The following is a 15,383-nucleotide window of genomic DNA, read 5'->3' as shown; positions in this document are numbered from 1 at the left end:
GTATGCCTTGGCCTTCACCGTGGTGAACGCCTTGGTGTAGTTGTATACCTTGGCCTTGGCAGGTGCCTTGACCACTGCGTCGGAAAGCTTGTCGGATTGCATCCAGCCGATGCCTGCGCTGGTGCGCACCTGCTGCCACGAACCCGAGGTCCGCAACCACTGGATCCTCGTGTTGTTCGAAAGGGTGATAATCCTCTTGCTGGTGGTTCTCGTGCTCTGGAAGACGTGCTGTTTGCCCTTCACCCAGCGATAGACGTTCGAAGGTTTCGAGGTTGTGAGTGAAGATGCCGGAACAAATCCGGTCTTCCCCGAAACCAGGATCTTGGTCCAGGAACCGCTGTTGCCAAGCACTTCCACCTTGGTCTGGCGTTGAAGTGAAAGTACGTGCGCCGAACCAGCAGAAGCTTTTGCCTTCACCGCGGAGAACGACTTGGTGTAGTTGTACACCTTGGCCTTCGCCGTAGAAACCGGCTTCAAATAGTCCCCGGACACCCAGCCGGTTTTTGACTTGTAGGATACCTGGTTCCAATTGCCGCTGACCCGAAAGACGGTGAGCGTTGTGTTCTTGGGAATAAGCACCAAGGAAGCTGACTTCACGCTCGCGCTCTTGCGCAGGTGCAGGTTGGCCGTGGTTTGCTTGACCGTTTTTGCCTTGGCAGTAGTCACGCTCGCCGATGTCATGGGAGCGAGAGGCTGGGCGGTGGCCATTGTGGTTGGCCCGCCAATCAGTGCCACGGCAAGAGCCAGCACTACTCCAAGGTGTTTACGGTGCAATGTGGGCTCCTGGCAGGGCGAATGACAATCAACGCCTAACATTACCCAACAACGTCACGTTGACGCGTAGTTATGCGGATCTTTCCGTTATGACTTCAGCGGCATTTCACCTGATGTTCACCACGTGTGGAACATTGCTGGTAACCGGCCTACGAATATCGACCCATCACCGCGAATTAGATTCCCTACGAATCGTTCCACCTGGGGAGAGCAGCTGAGTAGGCGTCGGCCTACGGGCGTCACGTTTGGGCAGCCCCCGGCGAGCGGAGTTGGCCTCCCACGTCCGCGTCAAGACGTTCGGGGCGATACCCTGCGGTCTACCAATAGGCGCTCAACGTCGCGACCTGCGGCGCGTGGGCGTGATGGCCGCACCGAATCCAGAAGCGTACGTCCATCACGTCGACGACGACGCCGCTTAGCCCTGTCGGGCTTTCATCCTGGGGTTTTTCTTGTTGATCACGAAGACCTTCCCGCGACGGCGAACGACCTGGGCGCCGGGAATCTTCTTGAGTGCTCGAATGGAGTTGCGTACTTTCATTGTTTTCCTTTGGTTGTTGTTGCAACAAAAAATGGTCGGCCGTTGCCGCTGTTCTCAGCCCAAGTCCGTAAGCCGCAGGGCATCGTCAAACCTGTTTGGAGACTCGAGGATTTCGGCGTCGGTCAGTTCGCAGGAGCGCAGCAGCTCCGCCAGATCGGACTCATCGTTGCTGTCGCTGGTCAGCGCGATGTGGGTGCGAGCGGTCTCGGCACCCCAGGTGCCCTGGCTCTCCAGCCAAACGTACGGGCCGGCCCCGCCAAGCACCATCTTGGTTTCCGGATTGCTGGCGATCCACAAGGTGCCGCGCAACCACACACAGCCCTCGGCCAGGCCGTGCAATGCGTCCTTGAGTCGTGCCGGGTGCAGCGGACGTTCCGCGGTCAACACCACCGTGGTGAACTGCCCGGACCACGCCTTGGAATCGACCCGGTCCTCTGGCTTGCCCACGTTGACGGTGCCCGGCGTCGAGCGAGCGCGCGCGGAGCGCTGGTCATAGGTTGCCAGTTCCAGCTCGTCGTCCGGGTGGATGACCGTCAGGTGCGGACCCAGTTCGGTAAGCAACTGCGATCCGCGCTGGAAATCTTCTCCCCCAGACTGGCAGCCGGGAGCGTCCGCTTCGAAGAGGTGGGCAAAGAGCCCCTCAAGCATCAGTGCGGTGTCGGCGAAGGCGATCTCCTTGACCAGGAACTCCCCCGCCGTCCTGTCGTCATCCTTCACGCTGCTGAGGCCTGCCTCCCAGAGCGTGCGGTTGTCCCACATCTGGTCATCGAGTGCGGCCGGGTCAAGGGCAAGGCAGACGGAGTCGAGCGCCCTGCCGCGCAACGCGAGTTGCGGCTCGAGGTATTCCAGCACCATGTCGGCGTTCACGCTTGGCGGCAATCCCACGATCACGTCGTCGGGCAGGGCGTCGAGGACGCGGGTCACCGTGGGCAACACATCAAGCCTCACCGTACAGGTGAGGCATCCGTGCTCCAGCGGGATTTCGAATCGCTCCAGACTTGTCGCTCCCCGGGACACGCGACGCAGCACGCGGTCACCCTCGAGCAGGTCATGGCGAACCACCATCGCGCGGGGCATGGACGCCACCAGTGCATCGAGCGACTTGTCGCGGATGTGGGATTCAAGGGAGGTTACAAGTATGAGAGTCACGTCAAACACCATAGTCAAGAATGATTCTCATTAGCAAATTGGCGGTTGTGCTTCCTGGCGTTTCACTTGCGAGCCGCCAAGCGCCAACTGCCCGCACCCGGCGTTCACCGTGAGGACCGTCAGCGGCAGGCCCCGTCTGCGGCAACCAGCATGCTCAGGGTGCGTCGTGATGGACGGGGACCACGACCACGGGCAGCTGCTGGTGGGCAATCACGTGGTGCGCCGTCGTCCCGTTGAGCAGTTCCGACATCCTCGCACCGACCCCCTTGTGCCGGGTGCCCACCACGATCATCCGCGCATGCATTTCGCTGCCCAGCCGGGCCAACGCCTTGCCGGGATCCCCCGCCAGCACGCGCAGCGACCACTCGATCCTGCTGCCGGCCATGGCGCTGTCCAGGATCCGCAAGATGTCGCGGGCGTCCTCGGTCATGTCCTCGTCGATGTCCTTCGGATGCAGGGAATTGCCGCGGATGTCTTCCTTGAGTTCCCACTCGACCAAGTAGCTGTTGATCTCCACATAGGCGAAGACCAGCGGCGCACCCAGCGCCTCGGCCAGCTCCCGCGCCTCCAGAACCACCCGCCGGGGCTGCTTGGGCAGCACCCCCACGACAATCGGCCCCATGCCCCCGACGTTTGGCACTTCCTTGTTCATCATGGCCTCCTGGCTTGGCTGCGACCCGACCTCTTCCTAATCGACATTTTCCGCCCATATCACCGCAAGGGGAATAGTGGGCCCACCCGCCTCCCTTCCCAGTCCCAAGGGACTCCACCGGGTCAGCAAACCCGTTGCCGCGGGTTTGCTGACCCGGCACGGCAAAGCCGCTTGCGCGACATGCGCCGAGGGTCATCCCCATGAACGCCGCGCTTCTGGCTCACGCCCACCGCATTGCCGGAACACGCCTTAATGCCAAGGAACGCCCGACCTGATGGTCGGGCGTTCCTTGGCTCACGCGGCATAACAAGGATTTCAGATGAGTCCCAGCTCGGCAAAGGCGGTGGCGATCCCGTCTCGGCTGGGTGGTAGTGCCGTGCGATCGTCCAATGCCACGAGCCCGGGATGTGAACCCTCGATGGCAACCCCGCCCTCCGCGTAGGCAACTAGTTCCAGGTCGTTTTCCCCGTCGCCGAACGCGATGGTGTCGGCCCCGCCAATACCCAGGTGCTCGATGGCCACGGCGACGCCGTCGGCCTTGCTGACGCCGCGCCGGAACAGCTCGCCGGTGTGGCGCCCCTCGTCCGCGATGGAGTTTTCGACTACCGCAACGTCCCGACCGATTTCGGCGGCAATGCTTCCCACCGACACCGGTTCCTCGAATACGGAGATCTTGGCGAAGGACGGAAGGGCTGGTATCGGTGTCAGGGAGCCAAGAATGGCAGAGGAGCCACTCGCCGGAGCATCGGGGCGCTGGCTGAAGTGTGCCTCGATGATCTCCCGCAGTCGCGCTTCGGCCTCGCGGCGGACATGGAGCGAGCCAGGGGTTTCCATGAAGTAGACCGCATCGTGGGCGTCAAGGGCAGCGAGCGTCCGGGCGGCCATCTCGTCGGGGAACCGCCGGTCCATGAGCAGCTGGCCGCCGACCTCGACGTATGCACCGGCGTTTGCCACCAGGCCGTCGAATCCGGCCTCGAGGATATGGGCGGGAAGCATGGCCAGCGGGCGTCCGGGGCACAGCAGGACCCTGTGCCCCGCGCGCGGGCGGCCCTGACTGCCAGTGCATGGGCCTTGGGGACCACCCCGTAATCCGCATAGGTGCCATCGACGTCAAGGAAGACGGCATGGATGTTTTTGGTGGGCGCGTGGGGTGTCGGCGTGCATATTCACGGAGTCGACCGTCATTGAGTAGACAGTGCTTCCTCCGTGTCCTTAGCCGCAGACACAGCCTTCCTCGTTGTTTGAGCCTGCCAACAAAAAGAGCCTAAGCCAAGGTTGCTGACAGTTTCATGGCGGTGCAGTCGAGGTTGGCTGACTCCCAAGCAAAGGAACTATGACGGAGCTTTATCGGGACAACCCGAATCCTGCGTATGGGCGGCCAGCCGTGGCAATGTAGCGATAGAAATCGAGAATGGGTTTGCCTGAAAAAGCTAAGTGCCGTAACTGGCCAAAGTCCACACCGTCTCACTTAAAGCCGGGACCATTCACCTAATCCCTCGAAAAAAGGGTTAAACACAGGCATCCAGAACTCATTCAAACAGCTGAGTTAACGCAATTACTGACCGGTAAAAATTGCTTTCAGGTTTATGCCCCATCGGATGACAGGGTGCGAGCGCAAGTTGTCATATGCCCGCTTAAACTTCTCCGAACGAGCGATTTCGTTTTGAAGTTTTTCTTTCGCGAGGCGCACTTCTTCCTCAAGAATTTTGACACGGTTTCTCGTAGTAGAAAGTTCAACCTCAAGCAGATTAAGAGATCTATTATGACGAGCCACCATACCGACGTGTTTAACGATCTGCTGTTTAAGCGCTGCGTTCTCTTCCGAGAGTTCAATATTCTTAGTGTTCAAATTCAGATCCATTTCTGACCTCAGCTTTTCTCGTGGTTCACCAAGCCCAATGAACTTTTCCCGGATCTCAAGAACTTGAGCCCGAGGGGCGAAGTATGCTGAACCTGTTTTTATCCGACTGTCGTACCGTTAGGCACCCCATCCAGCATTCAATTCTGACTAGGACTAATTCTAACCCGACGTTTTCATGAAGCGGGGCGTCAATAAGTGCCTTGACATCGAAAGCGCCCAACCTGGCGGTCGGGCGCTCCTTGGCTTGCGTGGCATCACACGTTTCAGATGAGTCCCAGCTCGGCAAAGGCGGCCGCAATCCCGTCGCGACTGGGCGGGGGCGCGGTGCGGTCGGCCAGTTCCAGAAGCCCGGGATGCGAGCCTTCGATAGCAACTCCGAGTCCCGCGTAGGCGACCATTTCCAGGTCGTTTTCCCCGTCGCCGAACGCGATCGTGTCCGCCCGGTCAATGCCCAGGTAATCGATGGCCACGGCGACGCCGTCGGCCTTGCTGATGCCGCGCCGGAACAGCTCTCCGGTGTGGCGTCCCTCGTCCGCGATGGAATTTTCGACCACCGCAACGTCCTGCCCGATCTCGGCGGCGATGCTCCCGACCGAAACAGGTGCCTCGAACACGGAGATCTTGGCGAAGGACGGATGTTCGGGGATCGGGGCCATCGAGCCCAGGATGGCGGAGGAACCACTCGCCCGGGCGTCGGGGCGCTGGCTGAAGTGCGCCTCGATGATCTCCCGCAGCCGCGGTTCGGCCTCGCGGCGGACGTGGAGTGCTTCCGGGGTTTCCAGGACGTAGACCGCATCGTGCGCGTCGAGGGCGGCAAGTGTCCGGGCGGCCATCTCGGCGGGGAACCTCCGGTCCATCAACACCTCGCCATCCACCTCGACGTAGGCGCCGGCGCTTGCCACCAGGCCGTCGAACCCGGCCTCGAGGATGTGCGCCGGAAGCATCGCGAGCGGGCGTCCGGTGCACAGCAGGACCTTGTGTCCCGCCGCGCGGGCGGCCCGCACGGCATGGGCGTGGGCCTGCGGAACGACCCCGTAATCGGCATAGGTGCCGTCCACATCGAGGAAGACTGCATGGATGGTCTTGGTGGGCGCGTGGGGTTCGGCGTGCATATTCACGGAGTCTACCGGGGCGGCACAGCGGTGTCGCATCCGGCGTTCCCGATGACGTCCATGCTCCCGTCATGGCCCGGCGGTTCCCCGGGCCCCCACCGCTGGGGGGCGGTGCTTCCCGGCCACGCACTGTCCATAGAATTCCAGATACTCGCGAACCATGCGCCGGGCACTGAAGGTCGTTTCGGCCGCCCGGCGACAGTCCGCCCGATTCAAGTTGGCGCATTCGGCCAGGGCGGCGGCCAGTGCCGGGGTCGTGTCCCGGATGAACCCGGTGACGCCGTCGCGCACGATCTCCGGGGCCGCGCCGCGCGAGGTGCACAGCACCGGGGTGCCGGTGGCCATGGCCTCGATCATGACCATGCCGAAGGGCTCGTCCCACTGCAGCGGGTTCAGCAGCGCGAGCGCGCCGCCGAGCAGGGCGAATTTCTCCCCGGCCCGCAGCTCTCCGACGTATTCGATGTCCCCGCCGAGCTCGGGGCGGATGACCTGCTCGAAGTACTCCCGCTCCCCCGCGCTTTGCACCTTCGCCGCGATCCGCAGCGGCACCCCGGCGCGCCGGGCCACGCGGATGGCGGTGAGCACGCCCTTGTTCGGGTGCATCCGGCCCAGGAAGCAGGCATGGCCCCCGGTCCCGCCGCCGACCGGGATTTCGGAGGCGTCGATGCCGTGGTGGATGACCCGGCATACCGCGACCCCGGTGGCGGTTGCGGCCTGGTGCCTGGAGACTGCCACCAGGGCCGCGTGTTGGGAAATCGCTGCATAGACGGGCCGGAACACGGCGTCCATGGCGTTGTGTGCGGTGGAAACCACGGGGATCCGGTACCCGGCGCGCCGCAGCAGCGGCCCCGCCAGGGTGTGGTCGTGGATGATCTCCACCCCCCGGAGCTGTGCGTAGGCATTGAGGACGTGGCGCAGCTCCTCCTGGCTCCTGCCCAGGTGCCTGGCCGCAGGCGGAAGGCTTCCGGGCACCCGGGTCACCGGGCTGGTGCTGCCCGCGGCCGCGGCCAGCAGCACCTCGTGTCCCAGCTCCGCCAGTCCGCGCGCCAGCAGGTCGACGACTCCTTCCGTCCCGCCGTATCCCTCCGGAGGCACGGTGAGCCACGGCGGGGCGATGAGTCCAATGCGCATCCCCTCTTCCCTTCCCTGTTCCCCCAGGGTCATTTCTTCTCCGGCATGACATCGAGCATGTCCGCCAACGGCCCGCGCAGTCCGCGACGGACCTCGAGGTCCTCCGGGACGCCCTCGAGGCGGAACCGGGTGCCGTTGGCGGTGAGGTTGATCTTGTGGTTGCCCACGGTGATGTTGCGCAGGTGGATCTCTCCCCAGTCCGCCGGCAGCACCGGATCGAGATAGACCCTGCCCTCGGTCAGCACCGGGTCGAAGCGCAACATGATCCGCAGCAGGTGCATGGGAGCCGCCGCCGCCCAGGCCTGCGGCGAGCAGGAGGTCGGGTAGGGCACGGGCACCGGGTGGGTGCCGCGGTCAAGGCCGCAGAAGAGTTCCGGCAGCCGCCCGTCCAGGAACTCGGCGGCCTGCATCAGGGACGAGGCCACGCGCTGGGATTCGGCGATGAAGCCGTAGCGCATCAGCCCGCCGGCGATCAGCGCGTTCTCGTGCGGCCACACCGATCCGTTGTGGTAGCTGGCGGGGTTGTAGGCCTTCATTCGGCTCGAGAGCGTGCGCACGCCCCAGCCGGTGAACATGTCCTGCGACATCAGCGCCCCGGCCACCAGTGGCGCCTTGTCGAGGTCCACGATCCCGCTCCACAGGCTGTGGCCCATGTTCGAGGCGCAGGAGTCGACCTGGCGGCCCTCCCCGTCGATGGCCAGGGCAAAATGGCCGCGGTCTGCCAGCCAGAACCTGTCATTGAACGCGGCCTTCAGGCGCCGGGCCTTGGTGGCATAGTGCCGCGTCTTTTCCCCGTCCCCCGCCTGTTGGGCGATCAGCGCCCGGGCCAGGTAGGCGGTGTACACGTATCCCTGCACCTCGCACAGCGCCAGCGGCGCCTCGGCGATTTGCCCGTCGGCAAAGGTGACCCCGTCCCAGGAATCCTTCCAGCCCTGGTTGGCCAGGCCCGTGGGCGTGGAGCGTTGGTAGGTCAGGAACCCGTGCGGGTTCCTTGCGGTGGTGCGCTCGATCCAGCCCAGCGCCGCGTCAACCGCGGGCATCAGCCGGTGCAGGGATTCGCCTCCCACCCCCCACCGGGTCAGCTCCCCGGCCATGGTGACGAAGAGGGGCGTGGCGTCGACCGAGCCGAAGTACGCCCCCGAGCGGCCCAGCTCCCGGGAGGGCGAGGACCCCAGGCGCACCTCGTGCAGGATCTTGCCCGGCTCCTCCTCGGTCTGCGGATTGCTCTGCGTGCCTTGGCGCTCGGCCAGGGTCTGGATGGTTCCCAGCGCCAGGGAGGCGTCGACCGAGAGCGAGAGGAACGAGGCCAGCAGCGAATCCCGGCCAAAGAGCGCCATGAACCACGGCGCGCCGGCTGCCACCACCACGCGGCCCTCGTGCTCGGGGTCGAAGATGCGCAGCGAGCCCAGGTCGCTCCGCCCGGTCACCAGCGCCCTGCCGACCCCGTGGTGCGAGACCTCCACGCTGGGCACCTGTTCCTTCCACGCCTGCTGGCGCACCGCCGGGATGCTCGCGGCACCGGCTGCCTGCCCCATGCGGGCATCCTGCTCGGGACCCTGCCCGTCGATGGACGGGGCGATGGCCACCTCGGTCGCCCATTCGCCCTGCGGCGGCAGCTCGATGCGGTATTCCAGCCCGCCGCGCCCCGGGACGCCCTGCGCGTCGCGGATGGCCACAAGGAGTCGGTGGCCGCCGGCGGTGCTGCTGAATTCCAGCCCGCCGTTGCGGTGGTGCGACAGCGCCCCGTTGACCGGGCGGCGGATGCCTGCCTTGACGTCGAAGAGGTCGGCGAAGTCGGCGGCCACTTCCAGGTGGATGGTGGCAGCGAAGGCGGCGTTCGAGTAGTTGTGCACCACGATGCGCTCGACCATGCCCCCGTTGAGGCTGCGGTGGCGCTCGACGAGCACGTGGCTTTCGGTTTCCAGGCTGCTGCCTGCCACCCTGCCCACGAACATTGCCCGGTAGGGTTCGATGGCGGTGCCGACCAGGGGCTCCATGTCCTTCCCGTTGACCTGCAGCCGCCAGCCGGAGATGAAGCGGGTGTCGCGGAAGAAGAACCCGTGCGGGCGGGTCCCGTCCATGTCGCCGTTGGCCGCGGCCAGGGCGAACGTCGTTCCGTGCAGCACGGTCACGGCCCCCGGGCCCGCCAGCTGCGCCCCGACCCCGGAGGTCCAGGCGCTCACCACGGACCCTCACCCCCGAAGGCGTCGGGGCGTCGGGGCGCGCGCGTCGGCGTTGCGGGATCCGTGTTGGCGCGAAGGGCCGTCCCAAGCGGGTCGGGGTTCCGACCGGCGCCCGCCGCGCAGCCAAGTGCCGTGGTATGCCTTATGCCGTGCATCATCAAGGTCCATCGATAGCGCATGCCGCGGCCCACTGCTTGACCACACTTCAAAGCATAGGCCGGTGCCGGGTCGGGACGGAACAGTTATTCTTCCTCCCCGCCCCGAAAACACCGGCGGCGGGCGCACCGCGCTTTCCTTCCCTCGGGCCGCATCTTGGCCCTAGGGTGGAAACAAAGGGTTGCCGCAGCGGCGGCGGGCCCCTCGAACACCTCACCGGGCGCCGGGCCCGCAGGCCCGGCGGGACCCGCCGAATTCCAGGAGCACCCATGAGCGATTTCCGCGGCGTCAGCCACCAGACCCTGTCCAACTACCTCAACGAGCACTTCCTGGGATCCGAGGGCGGCGTCAACGCCTTTCGTGCCGCGGCCGACACCTGGAAGGGCACCGCCCAGGAGGCGGCGCTGCTCTCGCTGTCCCGCCAGGTCCTGACCGACCAGGAGGACCTGCGGCGCATGATCGATTCTCTGGGCTACGGCGGGCACCCGCTGAAACTCTCCCTCACCCACGTGGTGCGCGCGGTCGGGCGCGTGAACCCGGTGAACCTGCTGCGCCGGCGCCAGGCGGGCCTGGCGCAGGTGGAACTGGACGTGCTCATCGGCATGCTCAACGCCAAGCTCGCCATGTGGGACACCCTGCTGCTGGTGGCAGGCAAGGACCCCCGCTTCGACACCGCCCTGCTCGGCGAGCTCAAGCTGCGTGCCGCCGACCAGGTCAACCAGGTCCAGGGCATCATCGAGGCAACCTGGGAGGAACGCTTCTTCGCCGGATAGCCGGCAGAAAGGAATCCCCGCCATGACACGAACAGCGATCATCGTCGGCGCCGGGCCCAATGGCCTGGCCGCTGCAGCCCGGCTGGCCGAACACGGCGTGCAGGTGACCATCCACGAACAGGGGGCCCGTGTCGGCGGGGCGGCGCGCTCCGCCGACACGCTGGGGCCGGGAACCACCGTCGACCTGGGCGCGGCGGCGCACCCCTTTGGCATCGGCAGCCCCGCGTTCCGCCACCTGGGCCTGGAGGGCCACGGCCTGCGCTGGCTGCACCACCGCTACCCGATGGCCCATCCGCTGGATTCCGGGCGCAGCGCGCTGCTGCATCCGGATTTGGATTCCACCGCCGCGGAGCTGGGCGTCGACGCCGCCGCCTGGCGGCTGCTGCACCGGGCGGTGGCCGGGCACCCGCTCGAATCCCTGCGCAACGCGACCGGTCCGCTGCTGCGGATCCCGCCGCACCCGCTGCTCATGGCCGGCTTCGGCGCCCGCGCGCTGTGGCCCGCCGACGCCACCGCAAAACTGGCCTTCCGCTCCGAGGCCGCCCGCGCCCTCTTTGCCGGGTCCGCGGCCCACTCCATGCTTCCGCTGGGCCACCCGTTCACCGCCGGCTTCGCCGTGCTCTTCGGCGGCCTCGGCCAGTCCCTGGGGTGGCCCGTGGCCGAGGGCGGCACCGGCGCGATCATCGACGCGCTGGTGCGGCTCCTGGCCGCGGCCGGGGTCGAGATCCACACCGACTCCCGGGTGCGGGACCTGCGCGAGCTCCCGGCCAGCGATGCGATCCTGCTGGATCTGACCCCGCGGCAGGTGCTGGAACTGGAAGGCACGGGCATCGGCGGGCGCTACGCGGCCCACCTGCGCCGCTGGAAGTACGGGCCCGGCGCCTTCAAGGTCGACTACCTGCTGGACGGGCCGATCCCCTGGCGGGACGAAAGGACAGCGCACGCGGGAACCGTCCACGTGGCCGGTTCGCTCGCCGACGTGGCGGCCGCCGAGCGGGACGTGGCCCGCGGCAGGGTGCCGGAGCGCCCCTTCGTGATGCTGGCCCAGCCCTCCGCGGTGGACGGATCCCGGGCACCGGGCGGCCAACAGGTCATCTGGAGCTACGCCCACGTGCCAAACGGCTGCGCCGAGCCCGTGGGCCCGGCGGTGGACCGCCAGATCGAGCGCTTTGCCCCGGGCTTCCGGGACCGGATCATCGGGCGCGTCGAGACCCCGCCGCGGGCCCTGGAGGACTGGAACCCGAACCTGGTCGGCGGGGACATCGGCGGGGGCTCGCTGCGCGGCACCCAACAGCTGCTGCGCCCCGTGCCCACGCTGCGGCCCTACCATGCCGGGGCGCCGGGCCTGTACATCTGTTCGTCCTCCACGCCCCCGGGCGGAGGGGTGCACGGCATGGCCGGCTGGCATGCCGCCGACGCGGTGCTGCGGGACCTGGGCCTGAAGCCGCTTCCCACCCGGCGCCCCGCCCGGATCCCGCGGCCCGGCGGCGGCTAGGCGTCGAAGTGCGTGCTGACCGGTGAGTTGGTGGTCGAGGCAATGACCGCCTCGGCCACGTGGCGCAGCTTGATGTTCCGCGAGCTCGAGGCGGACTTCAGGATCTCGATGGCCCGTTCCTGGCTGCACTTGTTCTGGCCCATGATGATCCCCACCGCCAGGTCGATGGTCGTCCGCGAGGCCAAGGCAAGCTTCAGGTTTTCCTCGTTGTCGCGGTGCCTGGCCATCCTCACGGCCAGGTTCAACAGCGCGGAGGCCTGCTCGGCATAGGCCTCGGCCTGCTTCACCGCCTCGGCGCCGAAGGCGTGGCTCCGCATCGCGTAGAGATTGATGGCAGCGGTGTCCTCCGAATCCAGGGTGAACGGAACGGCCAGCATCGAGCGCACCCCGGCGTCGGAAATGGCGGCGAAGTATTCGGGCCAGCGCCCGTCCTTTTCAATGTCCGGGATGCTGATGGTCCGATGCTCGCTGCAGGCGGCCAGGCACGGCCCTTCCCCGAAGCTGTACTGCACCTCGTCCAGCTCCTGGGCCAGGTCGCTGTTGCTGGCCACGGTGCCGGCCCGCTTGTGCCGCCGCAGCGTGATGCCGCAGTGCACCGGGCCTCCCGCCACGGAGAGTGTCTCGGCGCTGATGTGGGTCAGGGCATTGAGAAACGACTCAAGGTCGTGTGTTTCAAGGAGCAGGTCCCGCAGATACTCGTTAACGGCAATCATGATTCAACCTTTCAAGCGGTGTCCCCCCACCGATCCAGATTGGGGCTTTCACGCGGTGCGTGGAAGTACGATACCAAACTGACGATCGCCAATGGTCGCTCGGGCAAACAAGGCGTCCGCCCGGCACCGTCTGTCTCTAGGCTACGTGCATTTGACCCGCAGACAAGGCACGCCGCGGTCCTTTCACCGTGGTTCCCGGCGCGGGAAGCGGATACGGCCCGAACCCTCCGTTGAACAGCCATTTCGCCCTGCCTGCTGCCCCCTCGCAACCGGTGCCCGGACGGGGATCGTTCCGGACTCCGGAACCGCGAGACCAGTGCCCGGCGTTGCCGGGAAATTCCCTTTTGCTCCACGTTGCAAAAGCCGCGACCCGCCCGGGATATCGGTCTAGGCTTAACCCATGACACGGAACCTGGAACTCGATTGGATTGACCCGCTGACCGCGCATGTCACCAACCGCTCCGGACGCGCGGTGCTTGACGTTGACCTCCGCACCACGGGAAAGGTCACGGTGGATGGCAAGACGGATTGGACCTTCAGCACGAAGAAGCTGCCCGACGGCGAATTCATCGGCCTCTACAGGATCAAGGACGACGTCGGCTGGGCCACGTCCCCGCCATTCCTGGAGATGACGTGGCGCACCGAGGACTCTTCGGAGGAAAACTACCGCAGGGTTCCCCTGCACCGCCCGCAGGAGTAGCAGCCCGGCACTGTGCGCCGGCGGCGGTTCCCGCTCCACTCCGGCCGGGTTGCTGCTTGCCCGTTCCCGGGTTTTGGTCCACGAGCCGTTTCGCGCGCACGGCCACATGCCCAAGGATCCCCCTGGCCGCAGGGCACCCAACGGGCCGCGGATTGGGCGGCCTGGTCCTCTGCAGGGGAAGGGCTTCCGGGCAGAAATCGCCCTTGACTTGTATCTGAACGATGCGTGAGGATGGTCAGACCGATAGGAACCCGTCCGCGCAGCGACAGGAATTCCCTGCCGGACCAGGGAATATCCCCGCTCCCGCAAGGATTCCGGCAAGACTTCGCTTGCAAAAGCACAGGAGTTTTTGATGAGCATCCCCGGCACGTGGTCCACCCCCTCCGATATCGACTCTCCACCGTGGCCCGAACCGCCGGCGCCGGGCGGAGCGCGGTCGGATCCAACGGGGCCCGCGGAAACGAAGGGGTTTGCCATGAACACGACCGACGGTCCCACGGCCTCCGCACGGCTGCTCAACGCCAGCGCCCACGCGTCCACCGCGCGTGGGGAACGTGTTCGCGTGAGCACCGACCGCTCCGGCTACCTCCCGCCGAGCCTTCCCGACGGCGTGGTCTACGCCAGATGCGTGGAAGAGGTCGTGCACACCATGGAACTGGCCACCGCGCACCGTGTGCCGGTGGTTCCCCGGGGCGCCGGCACCGGACTTGCCGCGGGGGCATCCGCGCGGGCCGGGGAGGTCGTCCTCGATCTGTCCGGCATGAACCGGATCCTGCACATCGACCCCGTGGAGCAGCTGGCAGTGGTGGAGCCGGGCGTCCTGAATGCCGAGGTGAACGCCGCTGCCGCCGCCCACGGATTGTTCTACGCCCCGGATCCGGCCAGCACCGCAATCTGCTCCATCGGCGGGAACATCGCCACCAACGCCGGGGGCATGTGGTGCGCAAAATACGGCGTGACCCGGGAATCCGTGCTCTCGCTTCGGGTGGTGCTGCCCGACGGCCGGATCCTGGTCACCGGAAGGAACACGCTCAAGGGAGTGACCGGATACGACCTCAACGCCCTGCTGATCGGCTCCGAGGGGACCCTTGGCATCGTCGTCGAGGCGACCCTGCGGCTTCGTCCCGCGCCCATCCAGACCGCCACGGTGGCCGCCTACTTCGCCGACGTCGATGCCGCCGCAATGGCGGCCTCGGCGATCATCGCCGCGCGCATCCAGCCTTCGGTGCTGGAGCTCATGGACGGCCCCACGCTGGAGGCAGTGGATGCTGCCCAGGGCACCGGCCACCGCTCCAAGGGCGCTGCCTTCCTGCTGGCACAGACCGACGGATACGGCGCGTTCCTCGAACAAGACGTGCTCATCCGGGCCATCGAGCCCTTTGCCACCCACATCGAGAAGGCCGCCGACGCCGAGACGGCCGCCGCGCTTGTCGCGGCGCGCCGGCAGGCGATCCCCTCCCTGGAGCGCCTGGGGCGGGTTTCCATTTGCGACATCGGCGTCCCCCGGAACCGGCTCGCCGACGTGTTCGCCGGACTGGCGGAGATCTCCCGGAACACCGGGGTCGGGATCTACAACGTTGCCCACGCCGCCGACGGAAACCTCCACCCGATGATCGTGGTGGATCCCGGGGAATCCATCACCGAGGGCCCGGCCAAGGCCGCGCTGGCGGAAATGTTTTACCTGGCCAAGCGGCTGGGCGGAACGCTCACCGGCGAGCACGGCGTGGGCCTGCTGAAGCGCGACTGGCTGCAGGAGGAGCTCGGCGACTTGTCCCTCGAGCTGCAGCACGCCATCCGCAATGTGTTCGACCCGAAGGGAATCCTGAACCCGGGCAAGGCAATCTAGCGGTGGCCGGGAACCGGTAAGTGAGGGTGCCACTCTCCCGGGGCGGGATGGAAGCCTGACAGGGGCTGGGGCACCGCAAGCACCCGGGCGGACATCCAGCGGCTTCCGGCAGGACATCGGATCGGCGCTGCGTTCCGGCCCATTCTAGGCCGGGGACCAGTTGCGGGTCGAACCCGTCCCGGCCCCCGTCCCTTCCGCTTTCAGCGCCCACGGCAGAGCGCGCCCCGACATACGTCGGGACGGGCTTTGTCATGTCGACAACCGGCGGCCCAAAGCCGCGGTCACCAGAAAGTTCGGCGC

The 15,383-nt window shown here is 66.5% G+C and carries 13 protein-coding genes and 1 pseudogene; 4 read left to right on the top strand and 10 right to left on the bottom strand.

Going from position 1 to position 15,383, the window contains the following annotated elements; genetic code table 11:
• The 9 genes and pseudogenes from KRR55_RS20065 to KRR55_RS20025 all read right to left on the bottom strand — a co-directional run.
• A partial coding sequence (locus tag KRR55_RS20065; RefSeq protein ID WP_217391086.1) for an SH3 domain-containing protein occupies window positions 1-750 on the bottom strand: 750 nt, incomplete at its 3' end.
• A gap of 439 nt (window positions 751-1,189) precedes the next feature.
• Complete coding sequence (ykgO, locus tag KRR55_RS20060) at window positions 1,190-1,312, bottom strand: type B 50S ribosomal protein L36 (protein ID WP_217391085.1); 123 nt, start codon at window positions 1,310-1,312, stop codon at window positions 1,190-1,192.
• A 54-nt stretch (window positions 1,313-1,366) separates the two neighbouring features.
• Entirely contained in the window at window positions 1,367-2,461 is a 1,095-nt protein-coding gene (locus tag KRR55_RS20705) for a GTP-binding protein (RefSeq protein WP_217391084.1), read from the bottom strand.
• Window positions 2,462-2,615: 154 nt separating this feature from the next.
• On the bottom strand, window positions 2,616-3,113 hold the full coding sequence (locus tag KRR55_RS20050; RefSeq protein WP_217391083.1) for a universal stress protein: 498 nt from the start codon (window positions 3,111-3,113) through the stop codon (window positions 2,616-2,618).
• Window positions 3,114-3,428: 315 nt separating this feature from the next.
• Window positions 3,429-4,139 (bottom strand): annotated as a pseudogene (locus tag KRR55_RS20045) (HAD hydrolase family protein); the annotation flags it as partial.
• A 529-nt stretch (window positions 4,140-4,668) separates the two neighbouring features.
• The gene (locus KRR55_RS20040; protein WP_217391082.1) at window positions 4,669-4,974 is read right to left on the bottom strand and encodes a hypothetical protein; all 306 of its coding nucleotides are present in this window, start codon (window positions 4,972-4,974) and stop codon (window positions 4,669-4,671) included.
• Between the two features lie 263 nt (window positions 4,975-5,237).
• Window positions 5,238-6,086 (bottom strand): HAD-IIB family hydrolase, encoded by an 849-nt coding sequence (locus KRR55_RS20035; protein WP_217391081.1) that lies wholly within the window; start codon window positions 6,084-6,086, stop codon window positions 5,238-5,240.
• 69 nt (window positions 6,087-6,155) lie between these two features.
• On the bottom strand, window positions 6,156-7,217 hold the full coding sequence (locus KRR55_RS20030; RefSeq protein ID WP_217391080.1) for a glycosyltransferase: 1,062 nt from the start codon (window positions 7,215-7,217) through the stop codon (window positions 6,156-6,158).
• Window positions 7,218-7,246: 29 nt separating this feature from the next.
• Window positions 7,247-9,400 carry an amylo-alpha-1,6-glucosidase gene (locus KRR55_RS20025; protein ID WP_217391079.1) on the bottom strand — a complete coding sequence of 718 codons (2,154 nt, stop codon included), beginning with the start codon at window positions 9,398-9,400 and terminating at the stop codon, window positions 7,247-7,249.
• A gap of 425 nt (window positions 9,401-9,825) precedes the next feature.
• Between KRR55_RS20025 and KRR55_RS20020 the strand changes: the two genes are divergently transcribed.
• Complete coding sequence (locus KRR55_RS20020) at window positions 9,826-10,329, top strand: hypothetical protein (RefSeq protein ID WP_217391078.1); 504 nt, start codon at window positions 9,826-9,828, stop codon at window positions 10,327-10,329.
• A gap of 22 nt (window positions 10,330-10,351) precedes the next feature.
• Entirely contained in the window at window positions 10,352-11,824 is a 1,473-nt protein-coding gene (locus KRR55_RS20015) for a phytoene desaturase family protein (protein WP_217391077.1), read from the top strand.
• On the opposite strand, the gene KRR55_RS20010 is transcribed toward KRR55_RS20015, so the two are convergent.
• Entirely contained in the window at window positions 11,821-12,537 is a 717-nt protein-coding gene (locus KRR55_RS20010) for a GAF and ANTAR domain-containing protein (RefSeq protein WP_217391076.1), read from the bottom strand. The two genes, KRR55_RS20015 and KRR55_RS20010, sit on opposite strands and share 4 nt — an antisense overlap.
• Before the next feature lie 400 nt (window positions 12,538-12,937).
• On the opposite strand from KRR55_RS20010, the gene KRR55_RS20005 reads away from it, so the two are divergent.
• Together KRR55_RS20005 and KRR55_RS20000 are read left to right on the top strand one after the other, a co-directional pair.
• A complete protein-coding gene (locus KRR55_RS20005; RefSeq protein ID WP_217391075.1) occupies window positions 12,938-13,237 on the top strand; it encodes a hypothetical protein in 300 nt (99 codons plus the stop codon).
• A gap of 475 nt (window positions 13,238-13,712) precedes the next feature.
• Complete coding sequence (locus tag KRR55_RS20000; protein WP_217391074.1) at window positions 13,713-15,083, top strand: FAD-binding oxidoreductase; 1,371 nt, start codon at window positions 13,713-13,715, stop codon at window positions 15,081-15,083.
• Window positions 15,084-15,383 lie beyond the last annotated feature (300 nt).

This window comes from Paeniglutamicibacter quisquiliarum (genome assembly GCF_019084045.1).
Classification (GTDB): Bacteria; Actinomycetota; Actinomycetes; order Actinomycetales; family Micrococcaceae; genus Paeniglutamicibacter; species Paeniglutamicibacter quisquiliarum.
This window is presented reverse-complemented; position numbering and strand designations above follow the sequence as displayed.